Below are 16310 nucleotides of genomic sequence, written 5' to 3' on the forward strand. Positions count from 1 at the left end.
GACGCGCTGAACGCCACGCGCGCGGCTGTCGAGGAAGGCATCGTTCCGGGCGGCGGCGTGGCGCTGCTGCGGGCGAGGTCGGCGCTCAAGGGCCTGACCGGCGCCAATGCCGATGTGACGGCCGGCATCTCGATCGTGCTCAGGGCGCTTGAGGCGCCGATCCGCCAGATCGCCGAGAATTCCGGCGTTGAAGGCTCGATCGTCGTCGGCAAGCTCACCGACAGCAAGGATCACAATCAGGGCTTCGATGCTCAGACCGAACTCTACGTCGACATGATCAAGGCCGGTATCGTCGACCCCGCCAAGGTCGTTCGGACGGCCCTGCAGGATGCCGGCTCGATTGCCGCGCTCCTGATCACCGCTGAAGCAATGATCGCGGACATTCCGCAGAAGGATGCGCCCGCCATGGGTGGCGCAGGAGGTATGGGCGGAATGGGCGGAATGGACTACTGAGCGGCGCCTGAAACTATAGCCAGCACGACGGAAGGCCAGCACGCGGGCACATGCGAGCCGATATCTTGGCGATCATCGGCTCGCTCGACATCGCGTTCGGGGAGATCGATCGATAGGCGCTCGTCGCTGTCGTTTTTGCTGCTAAAAATGGTCTTGGAGACAAGAACATGACCGACACTCTTGCCGAGAAAACATGTACGCCTTGTCGCGGCGGCGTCCCGCCGCTCACGCGTGATGAAGCCCAACGCTTCCAGGCACAGGCTCCTGATTGGGAGCTGGGTGGCGATGCCCACTGCATCCAGCGGAGCTTTCGATGCCGCAATTTCCGGGACGCGCTCGCCCTTGTTCAGGAGATCGGTGAGCTCGCCGAAACCGAGGGCCATCACCCCGACATCAGCTTCGGCTGGGGTTATGTGACGGTTTCCCTGAGCACCAAGAAGATCAAAGGACTGCACGAGAACGATTTCATCATGGCGAGCAAGATCGATCGGGTGCTCGATCGCTCGGGGCGGCCCTCGACCGCCAGCAGTGACACGGCAAATCGATTGCCAATCAAGTGAGGTCGTCTATGCCACACATCCGAACCGACAATCAGCCCGTCACCCAAATCACCATCGTCGATTCTGAACCGGACAAGCAGGCCGAGGCATTGTCCGTCATGACCGAGCGAGCGCGCTTTATGACGCGCCAGCCTGGCTTCATCTCAATCAGCCTGCATCGCAGCCTCGACGGGCGGCGCATCGTCAACTACGTCCAATGGCAGAATCGCGACCTGCTGCGATTGGCTCATCAGTCGCCGGAATTCCGCAAGGAGTGGCGTCATTTCGATCAGCTGACGGATGAGATCTACCCCAATCTGTACGAGGTAGTCCAAGTGGTAGATAGTGGTCAGTAGGCGTGCCGCCCACATGACCTGAACCGCCGGGTCGAGACGGCCGACATGAGCTGACAAAGTCTAAGCCATGGCTGCCATGAACCATCGCGTCGTCACCGTGTTCGGTGGAACCGGGTTTCTCGGCCGCCGCGTTGTTCGGCGTCTCCGCGATGGTGAGTTTTTCGTTCGGATCGCATCAAGACATTCGGAACGGGCCAAGAAGCTGTTTGGTTCTGATGATCCGCAACTTCAATCGGTCGAAGCCAATATCCACGATGAGCGGGCGATCGCCGATGCACTTGCTGGTGCTTACGGTGTTGTAAATGCGGTCAGTCTTTATGTCGAACAGGGACAGGAGACCTTTCATTCCGTGCATGTCGAGTCAGCCCGGCGGGTTGCAGTTCAAGCACACCGAGCTGGCGTCGAACGGCTCGCTCACATTTCAGGAATCGGCTCCGATGTTGCCTCGCCGTCGCTCTACATCCGCAAGCGTGGCGAAGGCGAACTGGTGGTGCGTGCCGCGTTTGCTGACGCCACTATCATCCGCCCGGCGGTGATGTTCGGACCGGATGACGCGTTTCTCACGATTATCCTCAAACTTCTCCGCCGGCTTCCAATCTATCCGATGTTCGGTCGCGGCCTGACGAGATTGCAGCCGGCCTATGTGGGCGATGTGGCAGAGGCGACCGCAAGAGTGCTGCAGGGGACGGAAACGCATGCGATCACGTATGAGTGCGGCGGTCCTCGCGTCTACTCTTACAAGGAATTTCTCAGAGCCGTTGCGCACGAAGCCGGTCTTAAGCCCAAACTGATTCCAATCCCATTTGCCGCTTGGCACGCGCTGGCTTGGTTCGCCGAAATGCTCCCGAGCCCGCCCGTCACTCGGAATCAAGTGGAACTGATGCAGGTCGACAACGTGTCATCGCCGGAGATGCCGGGATTTGGAGAACTTGGAATTTCGCCGTACTCGGTCGAGGAAATGCTCCAGGAGATATTGTGGGATCACTGATTAAAGAGCTTCTTCGGCTAGTGCGCTCCCGCCGGGGAACGACAAGGGCAAGGTCGAGGGCATGGTGAAGTATTCCCGCTCGAACTTCATGACGCCGATACCGGCGGCGAGCGTCGATGAGGCTTCGGTCTATCGTCTGCTCAGGGCGCACGACCTGATCAACAGTCCGGCCTTCATCGTCATGAAGGCTGCCAACGAGTTCAAATTGAGTCGTATGTACCAAACCGGCACACTATATATCGATGGTCGCCTGCACCTTCCCGGCAAGCCGGCGAGTGGAAGAGACCACCACGCTTTCGCCCAACAAAGGGGAGAAGCGATAATGACGTTCACGGCAGAACCAGCGAGTGTGCGCGTCACGGAAGCCGGAAAGCAGCGGTCGTTCAATTGCGGAATTCGGATGGAATTGTATCGACTCCGACTATCCTTGCACACCCTGCAAAGCTGCGCCGATGGCGCTTGCAAGGACGACAGGAAAACACCACCTATAGACTGATAGCGAACAAGCTGGAAACGTCGGTTCAAGTCCGACGGCCCCGACCAAATCGGGGTTTCGTCTAGGGTAGGACACCACACTTGGTAAACGCCGCTCCCTTCCGGTCGAGCGGCGTTTTCGTATCTTCTGTAAAAAGGCAACAAACGGCCCGCATTGTGGAAAGGCTAGCCTTGTAGGTGACATCGGTGAGCGTTGCGAACTGGCTTAGCAATACCGTCTGAGCGGCAAGCGATGCGAGATTCCTCTGCTTGATAAGCGCTGACTAACAGGTTGTGCAATCTTTGAGGGGATGCAGAAGCCCTTGAGGCCTGCGAAGTCGGAGCCTGTCAGTGATCATGATGCACGGTGCCCAACCTCGGCAATTCTGAAGTGTCCGCATCAAGCATTTGTTGTCAGCAGACCGTGCGCGCGGTCTGAAATAAAGGAACTCGAACGCTGCACCAGTGCCGCCCGCAGCACTTGAAACCATGCCCGGGTCTTCCATGTAATACGCAATAGCGCACAACTTTCCGAATGAGGAAGCGCCGGCAGATGAGTCTGCTCCCACCAGCAATTCAACAGAGCATCGCCGTGCCGACCATCGTTGGCCGGCAGCGTTAAGAACAGAGCGTTTTCCTTTTCGTTGTCAGACGAAGGGAGATACACAATGGCAAAGGTCGTTTGCGTCCTCTATGACGATCCGGTCGACGGTTATCCGACAAAATATGCGCGGGACGGCCTGCCAAAGCTCGACCGCTATCCCGGCGGCCAGACACTTCCCACGCCGAAGGCCATCGACTTTGAACCGGGGGTCTTGCTCGGTAGCGCGTCGGGCGAACTCGGCCTGAGGAAATTTCTCGAAAGCGCGGGCCACAGCCTGGTGGTGACCTCGGACAAAGACGGTCCCGCCAGCATTTTTGAACGCGAACTCGTTGACGCCGAAATCGTGATCTCGCAGCCGTTCTGGCCGGCATATCTGACCGAAGAACGAATAGCCAAGGCAAGCAGACTGAAGCTTGCGATCACCGCCGGCATCGGATCCGATCATGTCGATCTTCAGGCCGCCATGGACCGCGGCATCACGGTCGCCGAGGTGACTTACTGCAATTCGATCAGCGTGTCCGAGCATGTGGTCATGATGATCCTGGGGCTCGTGCGCAACTACATCCCGTCCTACCAGTGGGTCGTGAAAGGCGGCTGGAATATCGCCGACTGCGTCGCACGCTCCTACGATATCGAGGGAATGCAGATCGGAACCGTCGGTGCCGGCCGGATCGGCAGCGCGGTGTTGCGCCGGCTGAAGCCGTTCGACGTCAAGTTGCACTACACCGATCGCCACCGCCTGCCTGAGGCGGTCGAGAAAGAGCTTGGCGTCACCTTCCACAAGGACCCCGCATCCATGGTCGGCGTCTGCGACGTGGTGACAATCAATGCGCCTCTGCATCCGGAGACGGAAAACCTCTTTGACGAGACGATGATCGCCAGGATGAAACGCGGCGCCTATCTGGTGAACACGGCGCGCGGCAAGATCTGCAATCGTGACGCCATCGCCCGCGCGCTGGAGAGTGGCCAACTCGCTGGCTATGCCGGCGACGTCTGGTTCCCGCAGCCGGCTCCCAAGGATCATCCGTGGCGATCGATGCCGCATCACGGCATGACGCCGCACATTTCAGGATCGTCGCTCTCCGCCCAGGCGCGCTACGCCGCGGGCACCCGCGAAATTCTCGAATGCTGGTTCGAAGGCCGGCCGATCCGTGAGGAATATCTGATCGTCGATGGCGGCAAGCTCGCCGGCGCTGGCGCGCATTCCTACAGCGCCGGCGACGCCACCCGCGGTTCGGAAGAGGCAGCACGCTTCAAGGCCAGGAGTGATCTGCGCTAGATCGATTTCCGCTGCGCTCGACTCGGACGAGAACAAGGCAAGGCGGATCGGCGCGGTTGGCGCTGCAGTCGTTCCTCGAGGGATCCTAAGCTTTCTGCCGCAAGTCGAACAAGACCGCGTGCTCGGGCTATAGGGCCAGGATCGGTCCTCAGGGCGCTTACCCACGTAGGAACAGATGAATTTCCTGACCGGGATGTTCAGTGGACGGGTAGGGAGACCCATTGGCCGTGAAACCGCGAGCCGGCAAGATTCGCCGCATGGCGGCATTATTGCTGCGTGTTGCAGCGAACACGGCTGATCCGCTTGCGAATGACAGCGCCGCGTCGACGAGACGCCAGCCCAATTTATGACGGCGATGGCTTTCTGCGACGACCACATACCCTAGTTCGACTGGGTAGGCGGCGGCGTCCGCATTTGATTTCGACTTGGCAAAGACGGCGGTTCGATAGTCCGGCTCTGGATTTTTAATCGCCGCAGTTCCGACCAGCTTCTTACCGTCATAGAGCATGACTAGGCCCCGCGCGCCCTTGATGCGTTCAAGCAGCCCATAGTGGGAAACTTCGCCCTCCGAAACAACCAACTTGACAAAGGCATCGAGTTCTTTGTCGGAATATCCATGCGGGGGCTTGGCGGTCAACGAACTGAGATGTTGCATTGCTTGAGCATAGGTCACTCAGATTGAGGTCGCAAATTCATCGACACGAGCGGGCCGAGAGCGCCCTCCTCAGTCCTCATCTTTCCAGATGATCCGCCGCACCACCCTTATCTCAAGCACGGTGAAGGATGGATCGCCGGGCCGCGCTCGTCATCGCGGGTGCGGGTTCCGGCGAGACCAATACGCTTGCCTATCGCGTCGCGCATCTGATCGTCAAGGCGCGGCGCAATCCAAAGCGAAGTGCTACGCCATCAGTGAGTTAGAGCTGCTTGGGGTCCAGCGAGATGCGGGCAAGCCTGCCTTTGCCCTGATGGCCGAGCGAGGCACAGGCCGCTATGTCGGCTCCGTCTTCATCACCTTGAATCGGGAGATGCGCGAACGCCTCTGGGAGCGCGTTCAGGAGCATTCTGGGCCGGCACCGAAGGGCATGAAGCGGCCGGCGACGCAATGGGTCAAGCCTGGGCTGATCGGCCGTGTGAAGCACCTACGGGGCGAGGAAGACTTGCGGCATGCCTCGCTACAAGACTTTCGGGAAGAGCCGGGATAGCTCCGTGGCGCGAGCTTTCAGCAGACGCTATCGGCCGACCGGCTACAGATGGTCACCCGCCCCCTCCGGCGGGTATCCCATATTCATTTAGGTTGGCGACTTTTTACGTTCGCATGATCGTTGGCGGCTTCCGTATCGGTGGCCGGTGTCTGAGTATCGACACCTGCAAACGGGCTGCCCTGACCTGGTGCAAGGTCACCGCTGTGGCCGGCCGTGTTCTCATGGAAGGGTTGGCCGTCGCTGCTGAGACCATGCTGAAGAGCATTGAACAGATGGTCGTCCGCCTTTGCAAGGCCAGCGAAAGCAATGAGCGATGCCCCTGTGGCAGCAATCACAAGCGCGTGCGTTTTCATATCTGGACTCCTTTGAGCTAAGCCAGAACGAGCCGCAGCAGGTCTGGCGTTTTCCACAAAGGGACATTCGAAAATATCCCTCTTGCCGTGCCCGCCATCGTCTAGGAAAGGAACGCCCCTCCTGCTCAAATTATTCCATGCGCAGTTGCTAAATTTAGCGATCAAATTCGTGTGACTCGCGAGTTTGGCTGTACGGCGTATAATGCCCAAGTCGTCCGTATCGAACAGAGGGCATTGCGGACGCTTGGAAGCTGGCAGTGCTTTCGCCTATGTGCGGGAGCCTGAAATGTCACGCGCCAGGGTGTCTGCGCTCGATAGCGAAATCCTACGAAGCGCGTTCCACAAAGCGGTCCTCGAAGCGGACATCCCTGAACATCGATGGCGGGAGTACGCTTCGCAAATGGTCCGCGAGTTCACCGGCATAGCGAAGGTCGATCCCGAGTTGCTGGAATGGATCGTGCGGAAGTAGCGGTCAGTTCACTGGCCCCGTCCCGTACCCATTGAAACGCTGGATAGGCCTGCTGGGGGCTGCATGGGGCTGCTCAATTCTGTTTGACTATTTGGCTGCACGGGCGCGTAAAATGCCAGGTTCGCCCGGTTGTGGGCGGACTAACTCAGGGAGGATGGATGTTATGAAGATGAACGTAATGCTCCCGCCCTTGATGCCACCTCGTTGGCCGCCCCGCTATTGGTCGCAAAGCCCACTCCAGTTGCGGCCAAGGCCTACGGTCCGACTGATGGCAAAGAGATTTTTCCCGGCGTTCGGCTCGTCGAGCTGGGAACACGAGACTCCCACATCAAGGGGTACAAGAAAATTGCCATGGAAGACGTCGTCTATCAGCCAAAGGGATCTAGCCCGTTGGAGGACGTCATGGCGGACGACATGGTTTGCACGGTCACTGAAGGCGAGCTGCAGGTCACGGCCGGGGACATGGAGTTCACGGCCAAGGAAGGCGACGTATGGAGCTGCGGCAAGGGTAGCACGAAGGAGGCTGCTACGAATAATGGAACCGTGGTCGCAGTGATGCGGGTGATTAATCTGAAGGCTGCATAAGTTTGCCAAGAAGTTGGCCGGCGCCCGTTGGGCGGGGGGCTTTGGGTAAAGGCGCCGGCCAGTGACGGGCTCAAGAGTCCGCCGCCATCTTGAGGTAGGGTAAGGCGGTCCGTTCTCGAATGGTGTGATCGCGTAAGCAGGGCCGGCAGCACCAGCGCCAACCGCCAGCCCGGCCATCAGGAGGCTAGCGGCCATGCCGATCATGTGAGGCGGTCTCCGCTCAACGTGGCACGCCGTGTAGCTGTAACAGACTTCCCCAACAAATTGCCGCCGACCGAGTGGCAAGTGGCATCGTCTGCCTTGGCCGGTATGATCCCAACCACCAGCATCGCCATCAGAGCTAGGATAAGTCCCCTCATGCTTTCAGCATTGCGCACATTCGCCCCCGCATCATCAGTCACCAGGGCGCAGCGACGTGCCCGTGCATTTATGCCACTTCATTTGGTAGCCGTACTGACCACGCTTGCCGTAGCACCAGTTGGCCGCGGCCAGTCTCGCACCGACTGCTTCTCGGTCCTCGCATGCTCGCATGGTTGCGGCCTTGTCCCCAAATCCGCCCGCGGCATAAGCCGTTGAGCGTGCCATACGCTTTCAAGAGTGCCTTCACGTTAGCCGGGACCGATTTTTCTGCAGCCCCTGCAGCCGCACAGAGGCTGCATAGAGATGAGCTGGATTGCTGCGATTCTGGCGACAACCAGTTCGAGTGCGAGAAGGCGAGCTTCCAGTTCCAACTTCTCTCTTTCAACCATCAACCCTTCCTCTGAAACCAGGCAACAACCCTGCTGCTCCTAGCGTTCGATCTGATCGCGCGTAGTCACTAGGCCTCGATCATCCAAGAGTCTGTTGAGCTTCACCTCTAAAGGCATGGTTCTGCCACGCTCCGCGCCGAAGATTTGACATACACGACTGCGGCTGGACAGCGCACTGCGCGGGACGGCTCGCGCGTGTAGCCCTAGCTACAGTCCTATGGCTGGTCCGGACGGACCGGCCATCTATTTGCGTCGACCGTGAGCCTGCCACCTCGGCTTGACCGGATCCCCGGCGATGTGAATCCCTCCCTTCTCGTGTTGGGAATTTACATCGGGTTGCCGGGCGCGTTGAGCAATTTCATGATGGCTTCGGCGGAGATCGGTTTGCTGAAATGATAGCCCTGCATTTCATCGCAATTGTTCTTGCGCAAGAAGGCCACTTGATCGTCGGTCTCGACACCCTCGGCAATGACCCTCAGATGCAGATTTTGACCCAATGAAATGACGGCGCTGGCGACGGCCTGATCGCTCTCGTTGTCGGCGAGATCGTTGATGAAGGACTTGTCGATCTTCAAGCGCGCCACTGGAAAGGTCTTGAGTGCGCTAAGGCTGGAGTAGCCTGTTCCAAAATCATCGATCGATATCTGCACACCCAGGCCCTGCAGTGCGTTCATCGTTGCGACCGCCAGTTCAATGTCCTGCATGATCAGGCTCTCCGTCACCTCCAGCTCGAGGTATCTGGCCTCTAGGCCGCTGTCCTTCAGTGCATTGACGACACGACTTATCAGGTTTCTTTCCCTGAATTGCCGTGCCGAAACATTCACGCAGACGATCAGGGGCGGCAAGCCCGCGTCCTGCCAGGCCTTGTTCTGCCGACAGGCTTCGTGCAGCACCCAGTCGCCGATCGGAACGATCAGACCGGTCTCTTCGGCCGTCGGTATGAAAATGGCCGGGGATACCGTGCCACGCGTCGGATGCTGCCAGCGTATCAACGCCTCAACCGCGAAGATCTGCCCTGACCGAAGATCAATTTGCGGCTGATAGAGCAAGGTAAATTCCGAACGGGCCAGTGCGTTTCGCATTTCCTCCTGAAGCACGAACCTTTCATGCGCCCTGGTGTTGAACTCGGGCGCGTAGAACTGGAAATTGTCGCGCCCAAATTCCTTGGCGCGGTACAAGGCCGCATCGGCATTGGCCAGCAGCGTATCCGAGTTCGCCCCATCCTTGGGATAGTTCGCGACGCCGATGCTAGCCGTGGTACTCAGCCGATGTTTTCCAAGTTCAATCGGCTCCTCGATCACTGCACGGATCTTCTGCACTATCTCGGAGATGAGCTCGACGCTCGCCGGCTGGTCGAACAGGACAACGACGAATTCATCGCCGCCAAGCCGCACGACCGTATCGGTTGCCCTTACACATTTGACCATTCGGCTGGCGACAGTCTTCAGCAGTTCGTCTCCGGCGTTGTGGCCGAGCGTGTCATTGACCAACTTGAAATTGTCGAGATCGATGAACAACACGGTCACCCAGCGGCCATAACGCTGCGCGTAGAGGACCGCCTGCGAGAGCCGGTCCTCGAGCAGGGCGCGATTGGGAAGGCCGGTAAGCGCATCGTGGTTGGCCATGAAGTGGATCTGGTCTTCGGCCAGCTTGCGCTCGATGGCGATCCCTGCGATGCGCGTGGTGAAATTGATGAGTCGGGTCTCGGCCTCGCCCGGTTCGCGCACCGTCATAGAATACATCGCAAACACGCCCAACACGGCGCCCTGATGCGACAGGATCGGGGTCGACCAGCACGAACGATAGCCGTAGGGCGCCACGAGTTCGCGATAGTCGTCCCAAAGCGGATCCTGCGTGATGTCAGAGACAATGACCGGCTCCCGACGGTAGACGGCGGTTCCGCAGGATCCCACGTTGGGACCGATTGCGATCCCGTCGATCGCGCTCGTATAGTCCATTGCAAGGCTCGGCGCCGCGCCGTGCCGCAAGTGACCACCATCCTTGTCAAGCAGCAATACGGACCCGAATATTCCCGTCAGCTGGGACTCGACGAGACGCATAAGGCGGTCGAGCACATCTTCCAGGGGAGCGCTCATCGCGATCATTTCCAGTATATGCGCCTGCCCGTCCCGGAGCACGTCTGCCTGCTTGCGCGCGGTGATGTCATGGGCAATGCCGACCAAACCGATAATTTCGTTGTCAGGATTGCACAACGGCACCTTCGTCGACGAGAGCCATTTGCCGGCGCCCGAGGCATCGACGACAAACTCCTCCTCGTCGATCATCGGTTTTCCGCTGCGCAGAACCCTCTGTTCGATATCGCGAAACTTCCGCGCCATTTCCGGGGCATGAAGATCAAAATCGGTCAGGCCGATCATGGCGCCGGTGTTTTCGCGGCCGCTGTCGGCCGCAAGGGCCCTGTTGACCACGACGAAGCGGCTTTCAGTATCCTTGACCCACAGATAATCCGGCACCCAGTCGATCAGCGCTTGCAGCGACATGCGCTCGTCGACGATCTGGCGACTGGCGATCAGTTCGGTGATGTCCTCATGCGTGGCGACCCAGCTCCCGTCCGGCATCGGCTGATGGCAGATCTGGATTGTCCGACCATCGGCGAGCTTGGCGCTCCAGATCCTCGAGGCATTGCTTGAATTGACCGACCGCGCCATCGTCAGATAAGCGTCGGCCGGCATCGCCGACGTCCCGGCGGCCACGCGGCGCTCGACGATTTCGCCCAGCGTCAAACCTGGCTGCAGTTCATCGGGGGCAATGCGGTAAATTTCCGCATAGCGCCGGTTGCACAGGATCAGCCGTTCGTCGACACCAAAAAAGCAGATGCCTTGAGAGACATTGTCGATTGCCGTCTCGAATCGCAGCGCCTGGCCTTCGAGCGCCGCGATCGTGGCGCGAAGTTCGCGCTCGAGGATTTCATACGAAGCCGACGCCAGTTTTGTCAGCGCGGCGAGATTGGTCGACTCAGGTGACTCGGCGGCTCGCCTGGATGGTTTTGTGACCATACAGAGTTCCTCCGATTCGACGCTTGGAGAAAGCCAAGCGAACTCGCTTTCTGACTGAAAGCGCGTATAACTGATACTGGCCAAAATGTGTTAACTGCGGATGAATCGGTCTCAATACTTAAGGCTATCAGAATTGGATATCTGCAATACTACCCGGCTGTTGAGAGGGGTATCCGTCAAGCCGCCTCAGTTCCACAACGATGCGGCTGGCCGCCAGTGTCTGCAGCGCCGCGGCGTACTCGCGCACCCCCATTCCGCTCCAGTTCATCGCTTCTACGTGCATGGCCCAGAACGCCTGGACAGCGCGGTTACGCACGTCCGTGCTCACCGCATGGCGGCGCCGTCGGCGTTTGCTGATCCACTTTTCGCTCCGGCAAGCGTATTTCGGGCGCACGGTGCGGATGATGCGAAGCTGTGCCGGAACCCAGTCGAGCATTTCGCTGACGCTCTCGCCGATCGCATGAAGCGCCGCCAAAGCACGCGCACACTGTGTGGTCGATATCGAGAACAACATCCTCTCGCAGAAGGTGATCGGGCAGCGGCTTGCGGTGAGACGGCCGCTCCGGAGGAAGTTTCTCGGCACCTGGCCTGCTCTCCCGGATGCGGGCGATATCGGCATCGAGATCTTCCAGCGCGAGCGCCAGCTGGTCAGCATCGAGCCGCTCGTACGCCCATGGAGGCGATGCGCGAGGCGGGCTTGAAGCCCGTCTCGGAGACTTTGGAAGCGATGTTCATAGACCCTACTCGATGTCGAACGAGACGCCTTGCGCCAGCGGCAGCGCCTTGGAGTAGTTCACCGTGTTGGTGGCGCGGCGCATGTAAGCCTTCCACGCATCGGAGCCGCTTTCGCGGCCGCCGCCGGTCTCCTTTTCGCCGCCGAATGCACCGCCGATTTCGGCCCCCGATGTGCCGATGTTGACGTTGGCGATGCCGCAATCGGAGCCGTCGACAGACAGGAAGCGCTCGGCCTCCTGCAAATCGAGCGTGAAGATCGACGACGACAGTCCGGCGCCGACCGCGTTGTGGTCTGCGATCGCTGCATCAAGATCCGTATATTTCATCACGTAGAGGATTGGCGCGAAGGTTTCTTCGGTGACAGGTCCGGCCTGCTTCGGCATTTCCACCAGCGCCGGCTTCACATAGTAGGCGCAGGGGTGGCCGTTTTCGACGCGATTGCCGCCGGTGATCTTGCCGCCATGCTTTTCGGCCTCGCCAAGCGCTTTCTGCATGCCGTCAAAGGCCGCCTTGTCGATCAGCGGGCCGACTAGCGCCGAGGTTTCCAGCGGGCTGCCGACCGAGACGCTTTCATAGGCCTTCTTCAGGCGCGGCACGATGGTGTCGTAGACGCTCTCATGCACGAAAAGCCGGCGCAGCGTGGTGCAGCGCTGGCCCGCGGTGCCCATGGCGCCGAAGGCGATCGCCCGCACCGCCATATCCAGATCGGCCGAGGGGGTGACGATACCGGCATTGTTGCCACCAAGCTCCAGAATGGCGCGGGCGAAACGTTTGGCCAGTCGCGGGCCGACATCGCGGCCCATGCGGGTCGAGCCAGTGGCTGAGACCAGCGGCACCTTCGGGTGATCGACCAGCACCTCACCGACCACACGGTCGCCGATCAGCACTTTCAGCAACCCGTCGGGCGCGTCAGTGCCGAAACGTTCGACGGCGCGCTTGAAGATCGCGTCGCAGGCAAGTGCCGTCAGCGTGGTTTTCTCCGAAGGCTTCCAGACGACCGAATTGCCGCAAACCAACGCAAGCGCCGCGTTCCAAGACCACACGGCGACCGGGAAGTTGAACGCCGAGATGACGCCGATGACACCGAGCGGATGCCAGGTTTCCATCATGCGGTGGCCGGGGCGCTCGGTGGCAATTGTGAGGCCGTAGAGCTGGCGTGACAGACCGACCGCGAAGTCGCAGATATCGATCATTTCTTGCACTTCGCCGAGGCCTTCGGACGGGATTTTTCCGGCCTCGATCGACACCAGCCGGCCAAGCTCGGCCTTGTGGGCGCGCAATTCCTCGCCGAGCAGCCGCACCAGCTCGCCGCGGCGTGGGGCCGGCACCAGCCGCCAGGCGCGGAAGGCCTTGTCGGCGCTTTCGATCGCCTCGACTGCACCTGACGCCGAGATCATGGTCACGGCGCCGATCTGTTCGCCTGTCACCGGGCTTTGCACCCGCATGCCGCCGCCCGTCCAAGCGTTGCGCGAAATGCCAAACCTGTCGAGGATGCTCGCCGTTTCCTGTTTCACGTCCACGGTCTTGCTCATCGTGTTTTCTCCAGTTTTCGTTACTTCGCGGCGACCTTGCCGCCATCATCTCAGAATGCGACTGAGCCGAGCGGACCCGGTGACGCTTCAGCCTTTAGCGCCGCGGCGAGCCGCCGCAGTTTCGCGGGCGTGTAGCGGTCGTAGAAGCTTTGGTTCTTGCGACCGATGGCGTGCTCGGCACTGAAGCTGCCCCGAAAATCCTCGACGCAGATCGAAAAGACCCATTCGCGCAGCGCGGCCTCGAACGCCTCGTCCGTCAGGCGCGAATCGTCTTTCGCGACGACGAGGTTGAAGTGCACCCCACCATCGCCGACATGGCCGAAATCGCAGGTGGCAATTCCGGGAAAGCGTTGCGGAATCTCGGCCTTCATCCGGTCGAGAAAACGCATGACGTCGCCGCGGCTGAAGGAGAGGTCGAAGGCGATCAGCCGCCCGGCATGCTTGACGCCCTCCGACAGGGCATGGCGCAGTGCCCACATCTCGTGCGGCGGGCCAACGAAGGCGTCGGCGAGGAGTGCGTCTCCGTCTTCCCAGATTGCGGCCAGCACCTCTTCGAGCACCGCATCGAGCTTCTGTTCGCCCTTGCGTGGCGCGTTTATGCGCGAGACTTCAGTCAGGATCACGAAATCCGGCACAACGCCGCGGCTGAACGGGTTGCGCAGGGAAGGGACATGTTCGAGCGCTGCGCGAACCGCGTTGCCGGACATGCCCTCAAAGGCGGACAGGTACGAGCCCAGCGCGTCTTCCATCGCCGTCAGGAGGGCGGGGATGATCTGCGAGGACGATGGCACCAGCAGCGCTGTGGCGGTCTGGCGCGGCAGTGGCTCGAGGTTGAGTACGCATTCCGTCACCACGCCGAACGCGCCGGACGTGCCGATGAAGAGTTGTTTCCAGTCGACCCCGGTGTTGTTCTTGCGAAGCTGCGAGGAAAGGTCGAGCACGGTTCCCGCCTCGTCGGCAAGGACTACGGTGAGGCCCAGAGTGTTGCGGCGTACGTCGCCATAGCGCAGGAAGCGCGAACCGCCGGTATTTGTGGCGATCATGCCGCCGAGACGCGGATCGGCGCCGAGATCTACAGGGAAGAACAGTCCGTACTCCCCAAGCTTTGCGTTGAGGTCGGAAAGGCGCACGCCGGCACCGGTTCGCACGCTGCGGTTGACCTGGTCGAGCTCAAAGCCACCCGTCACGCGGTCGAGGCTGAGTACGCCCTGCGCTCCGCTCATGTCGGGAGTCGAGGCCGAGACGAGACCCGTGTTGCCCGATTGCGGGATGAGCGCAATGCTGTTGCGCACGCACCAGGAGACGACCGCCGAGACTTCGGCGGTAGACGCCGGGCGAGCCACAAAAGCGGCCCTTCCCCTGTCGTAGCGCGCGCCGGTCTCGTAGGCGGCCATATCGGCAGGCTTGTCGAGAAGGCCCTTCTCGCCGACCAGTCCGCGCAGCGCCTCAATATGGCGGGCATCGATCATCGCTGTCCGTCACTCCGCCGCCGTCGTCAGGTCGATCACGGCGAGGTAGGCTTCGATCGAGGAACGCTCGATCTCGGCGTAGTGGGCGAACTCGTCCAGCACCGAAGCGCCGAGATCGCGCTCGAACTTGATTTGATTCGGGCTCGCGACGAACGCTTGCGTCACCTCGTCGCCGAGATTCGACTGGAAGATGCCTGCGGCGCTTACTGGCAGAAAATCCTCATACACGATGGGATCGAACTGGATTAGCCTTTCCTCGATCGCGGTTTCGAGGTCCGCACGAGGGCCTGCGGTGCGCCCTTTTTCCGTCAGCGAGTAGCTGAAATAGCCGAGGCCCGCCCTACGGATTTCGTTCCAGTCGTCGGGGAACGCTTTGAAGACGCTGGTGAGCGTCGACACATACTCGGATGCGTTCGAGCCGTCCGCCGCCGGCGTCACGAGGGCCCGCGTCTCACCCAGGAGCTTGTCGTAGAGCGTCCGGCCCTTCGGCGTCAGCGCAACGCCGCGCTGTTCGATCTCGCCAAATCGCGCCGTATGCGAGCCCGCTTGCCATGCGCCATTCCCACCAATGAAGGAAACGGGCTCCTCCAGTGCCTTGAATGAGGTCTGCCGCAGCAGGATCGGGCAGCTGCGCGTCGGCGGCCCTTCGACCACGGCTTTGGGCACGATGCCTTCTCCAGGCATCCGCACTTGCACCTTGTCGATGTCGAGCGTACGCGGCGTGAGGTGGTTGATGTGTGGTCCCCTGAAGGAGACGACGTCGGCGACCAGCCGGTGCGCGTCATGCAGGCGCCTGTACAGCGCCTCATCGACGATTGCCTTGTCGTGCCAGCGGAAGGTTTCCAGAACCTCCTGGACGAGGCGCGCGGCATCGGGCGCGTCGAGGCCGCCGGAGCGCTCGGCCTTTTCGACCAGCTCGATCGCGCCATCCGTGAATATCTTTCGCGCCGCTAGAACCGTAGCCGCTTCCTTGCGGAGGGCTTCGTCGGCGATGAGATCCAGCCTCAGCAGCGAGGTGAACGCCCGAAATGGGTTGCGCTTCAGGCTCGACTCTTCGACCGGCCGAAAGGCTGTGGAGTGGACGGGAACGCCGGCGGTCGACAGGTCATAGTAACCCACCGGAACCATGCCCATGACCGCAAAGACCCGCCGCATCATCGACAGTTCTTGCGCAGTGCCGAGGCGGATCGCGCCGTGGCGCTCTTCCGAAATTCGGGCCAGGGAATCGGTCGCTACAAGCCTTGCCCGCAGGGCTGGATCGGCCGACAGCGTCTCCAGATTGACCTCGGCGACCAGCGCCATCAGCGTGCCATAGGCCGGCACCTCATTGCGGTACATGGCCGACATCGCCGCCGAGAACGCGGCACGGATATCGTCGGCAGCGACAAAGCCTTCCGGCATGGTCCTCACCTCGAAAAGGTTGCACAAGGTCATTCTGATTACTAATCATATACCGGCAGATCGGCCGTTTGTTGTGATCGCTATGACTGACTTGATGCGAGGTGG

General features: G+C 60.6%; 16 protein-coding genes and 2 pseudogenes. 10 read left to right on the forward strand and 8 right to left on the reverse strand.

Going from position 1 to position 16310, the window contains the following annotated elements:
- From AC04SI_RS18115 to AC04SI_RS18140, 6 genes are all read left to right on the forward strand, one after another.
- On the forward strand, positions 1 to 453 hold a 453-nt coding region (locus tag AC04SI_RS18115), incomplete at its 5' end, for a TCP-1/cpn60 chaperonin family protein (RefSeq protein ID WP_488474593.1).
- 167 nt (positions 454 to 620) lie between these two features.
- The gene (locus AC04SI_RS18120) at positions 621 to 1013 is read left to right on the forward strand and encodes a 4a-hydroxytetrahydrobiopterin dehydratase (protein WP_404284997.1); all 393 of its coding nucleotides are present in this window, start codon (positions 621 to 623) and stop codon (positions 1011 to 1013) included.
- Between the two features lie 8 nt (positions 1014 to 1021).
- Entirely contained in the window at positions 1022 to 1348 is a 327-nt protein-coding gene (locus AC04SI_RS18125) for an antibiotic biosynthesis monooxygenase family protein (protein ID WP_404284995.1), read from the forward strand.
- Between the two features lie 67 nt (positions 1349 to 1415).
- Positions 1416 to 2336: a complex I NDUFA9 subunit family protein gene (locus AC04SI_RS18130; protein WP_404284994.1), complete on the forward strand. Its 921-nt coding sequence runs from the start codon at positions 1416 to 1418 to the stop codon at positions 2334 to 2336.
- 61 nt (positions 2337 to 2397) lie between these two features.
- Positions 2398 to 2832, forward strand: coding sequence for a hypothetical protein (locus AC04SI_RS18135; protein ID WP_404284992.1), 435 nt, complete (start codon positions 2398 to 2400; stop codon positions 2830 to 2832).
- 646 nt (positions 2833 to 3478) lie between these two features.
- On the forward strand, positions 3479 to 4693 hold the full coding sequence (locus tag AC04SI_RS18140; RefSeq protein WP_404284990.1) for an NAD-dependent formate dehydrogenase: 1215 nt from the start codon (positions 3479 to 3481) through the stop codon (positions 4691 to 4693).
- Positions 4694 to 4850: 157 nt separating this feature from the next.
- Here AC04SI_RS18140 and AC04SI_RS18145 read toward each other — a convergent pair whose 3' ends face one another.
- A complete protein-coding gene (locus AC04SI_RS18145) occupies positions 4851 to 5366 on the reverse strand; it encodes a GNAT family N-acetyltransferase (protein ID WP_404284988.1) in 516 nt (171 codons plus the stop codon).
- Between the two features lie 60 nt (positions 5367 to 5426).
- Between AC04SI_RS18145 and AC04SI_RS18150 the strand changes: the two are divergent.
- A pseudogene (locus AC04SI_RS18150) lies at positions 5427 to 5587 on the forward strand (UvrD-helicase domain-containing protein); the annotation flags it as partial.
- A gap of 131 nt (positions 5588 to 5718) precedes the next feature.
- Positions 5719 to 5895 (forward strand): hypothetical protein, encoded by a 177-nt coding sequence (locus AC04SI_RS18155; RefSeq protein WP_488474594.1) that lies wholly within the window; start codon positions 5719 to 5721, stop codon positions 5893 to 5895.
- 83 nt (positions 5896 to 5978) lie between these two features.
- On the opposite strand, the gene AC04SI_RS18160 is transcribed toward AC04SI_RS18155, so the two are convergent.
- Entirely contained in the window at positions 5979 to 6248 is a 270-nt protein-coding gene (locus tag AC04SI_RS18160; protein ID WP_488474595.1) for a hypothetical protein, read from the reverse strand.
- 286 nt (positions 6249 to 6534) lie between these two features.
- Here AC04SI_RS18160 and AC04SI_RS18165 point away from each other — a divergent pair, with 286 nt between their 5' ends.
- Together AC04SI_RS18165 and AC04SI_RS18170 are read left to right on the forward strand one after the other, a co-directional pair.
- A complete protein-coding gene (locus tag AC04SI_RS18165) occupies positions 6535 to 6717 on the forward strand; it encodes a hypothetical protein (RefSeq protein ID WP_404284986.1) in 183 nt (60 codons plus the stop codon).
- Positions 6718 to 6921: 204 nt separating this feature from the next.
- Positions 6922 to 7302: a hypothetical protein gene (locus tag AC04SI_RS18170; protein WP_488474596.1), complete on the forward strand. Its 381-nt coding sequence runs from the start codon at positions 6922 to 6924 to the stop codon at positions 7300 to 7302.
- Positions 7303 to 8377: 1075 nt separating this feature from the next.
- On the opposite strand, the gene AC04SI_RS18175 is transcribed toward AC04SI_RS18170, so the two are convergent.
- The 6 genes and pseudogenes from AC04SI_RS18175 to hglS all read right to left on the reverse strand — a co-directional run bounded on the left by AC04SI_RS18175 (position 8378) and on the right by hglS (position 16205).
- Positions 8378 to 11152 (reverse strand): EAL domain-containing protein, encoded by a 2775-nt coding sequence (locus AC04SI_RS18175; RefSeq protein WP_488474597.1) that lies wholly within the window; start codon positions 11150 to 11152, stop codon positions 8378 to 8380.
- A gap of 43 nt (positions 11153 to 11195) precedes the next feature.
- Entirely contained in the window at positions 11196 to 11582 is a 387-nt protein-coding gene (locus tag AC04SI_RS18180) for an IS66 family transposase zinc-finger binding domain-containing protein (protein WP_404281826.1), read from the reverse strand.
- A 55-nt stretch (positions 11583 to 11637) separates the two neighbouring features.
- Positions 11638 to 11712 (reverse strand): annotated as a pseudogene (locus tag AC04SI_RS18185) (hypothetical protein); the annotation flags it as partial.
- A 96-nt stretch (positions 11713 to 11808) separates the two neighbouring features.
- Positions 11809 to 13335, reverse strand: coding sequence for an L-piperidine-6-carboxylate dehydrogenase (gene amaB / locus AC04SI_RS18190; protein ID WP_404281625.1), 1527 nt, complete (start codon positions 13333 to 13335; stop codon positions 11809 to 11811).
- A gap of 50 nt (positions 13336 to 13385) precedes the next feature.
- A complete protein-coding gene (locus tag AC04SI_RS18195; RefSeq protein WP_404281627.1) occupies positions 13386 to 14804 on the reverse strand; it encodes an FAD-binding oxidoreductase in 1419 nt (472 codons plus the stop codon).
- Positions 14805 to 14813: 9 nt separating this feature from the next.
- Complete coding sequence (hglS, locus tag AC04SI_RS18200; RefSeq protein WP_488474598.1) at positions 14814 to 16205, reverse strand: 2-oxoadipate dioxygenase/decarboxylase HglS; 1392 nt, start codon at positions 16203 to 16205, stop codon at positions 14814 to 14816.
- Positions 16206 to 16310: the final 105 nt, after the last annotated feature.

Source organism: Mesorhizobium sp. CNPSo 4689 (genome assembly GCF_057784325.1).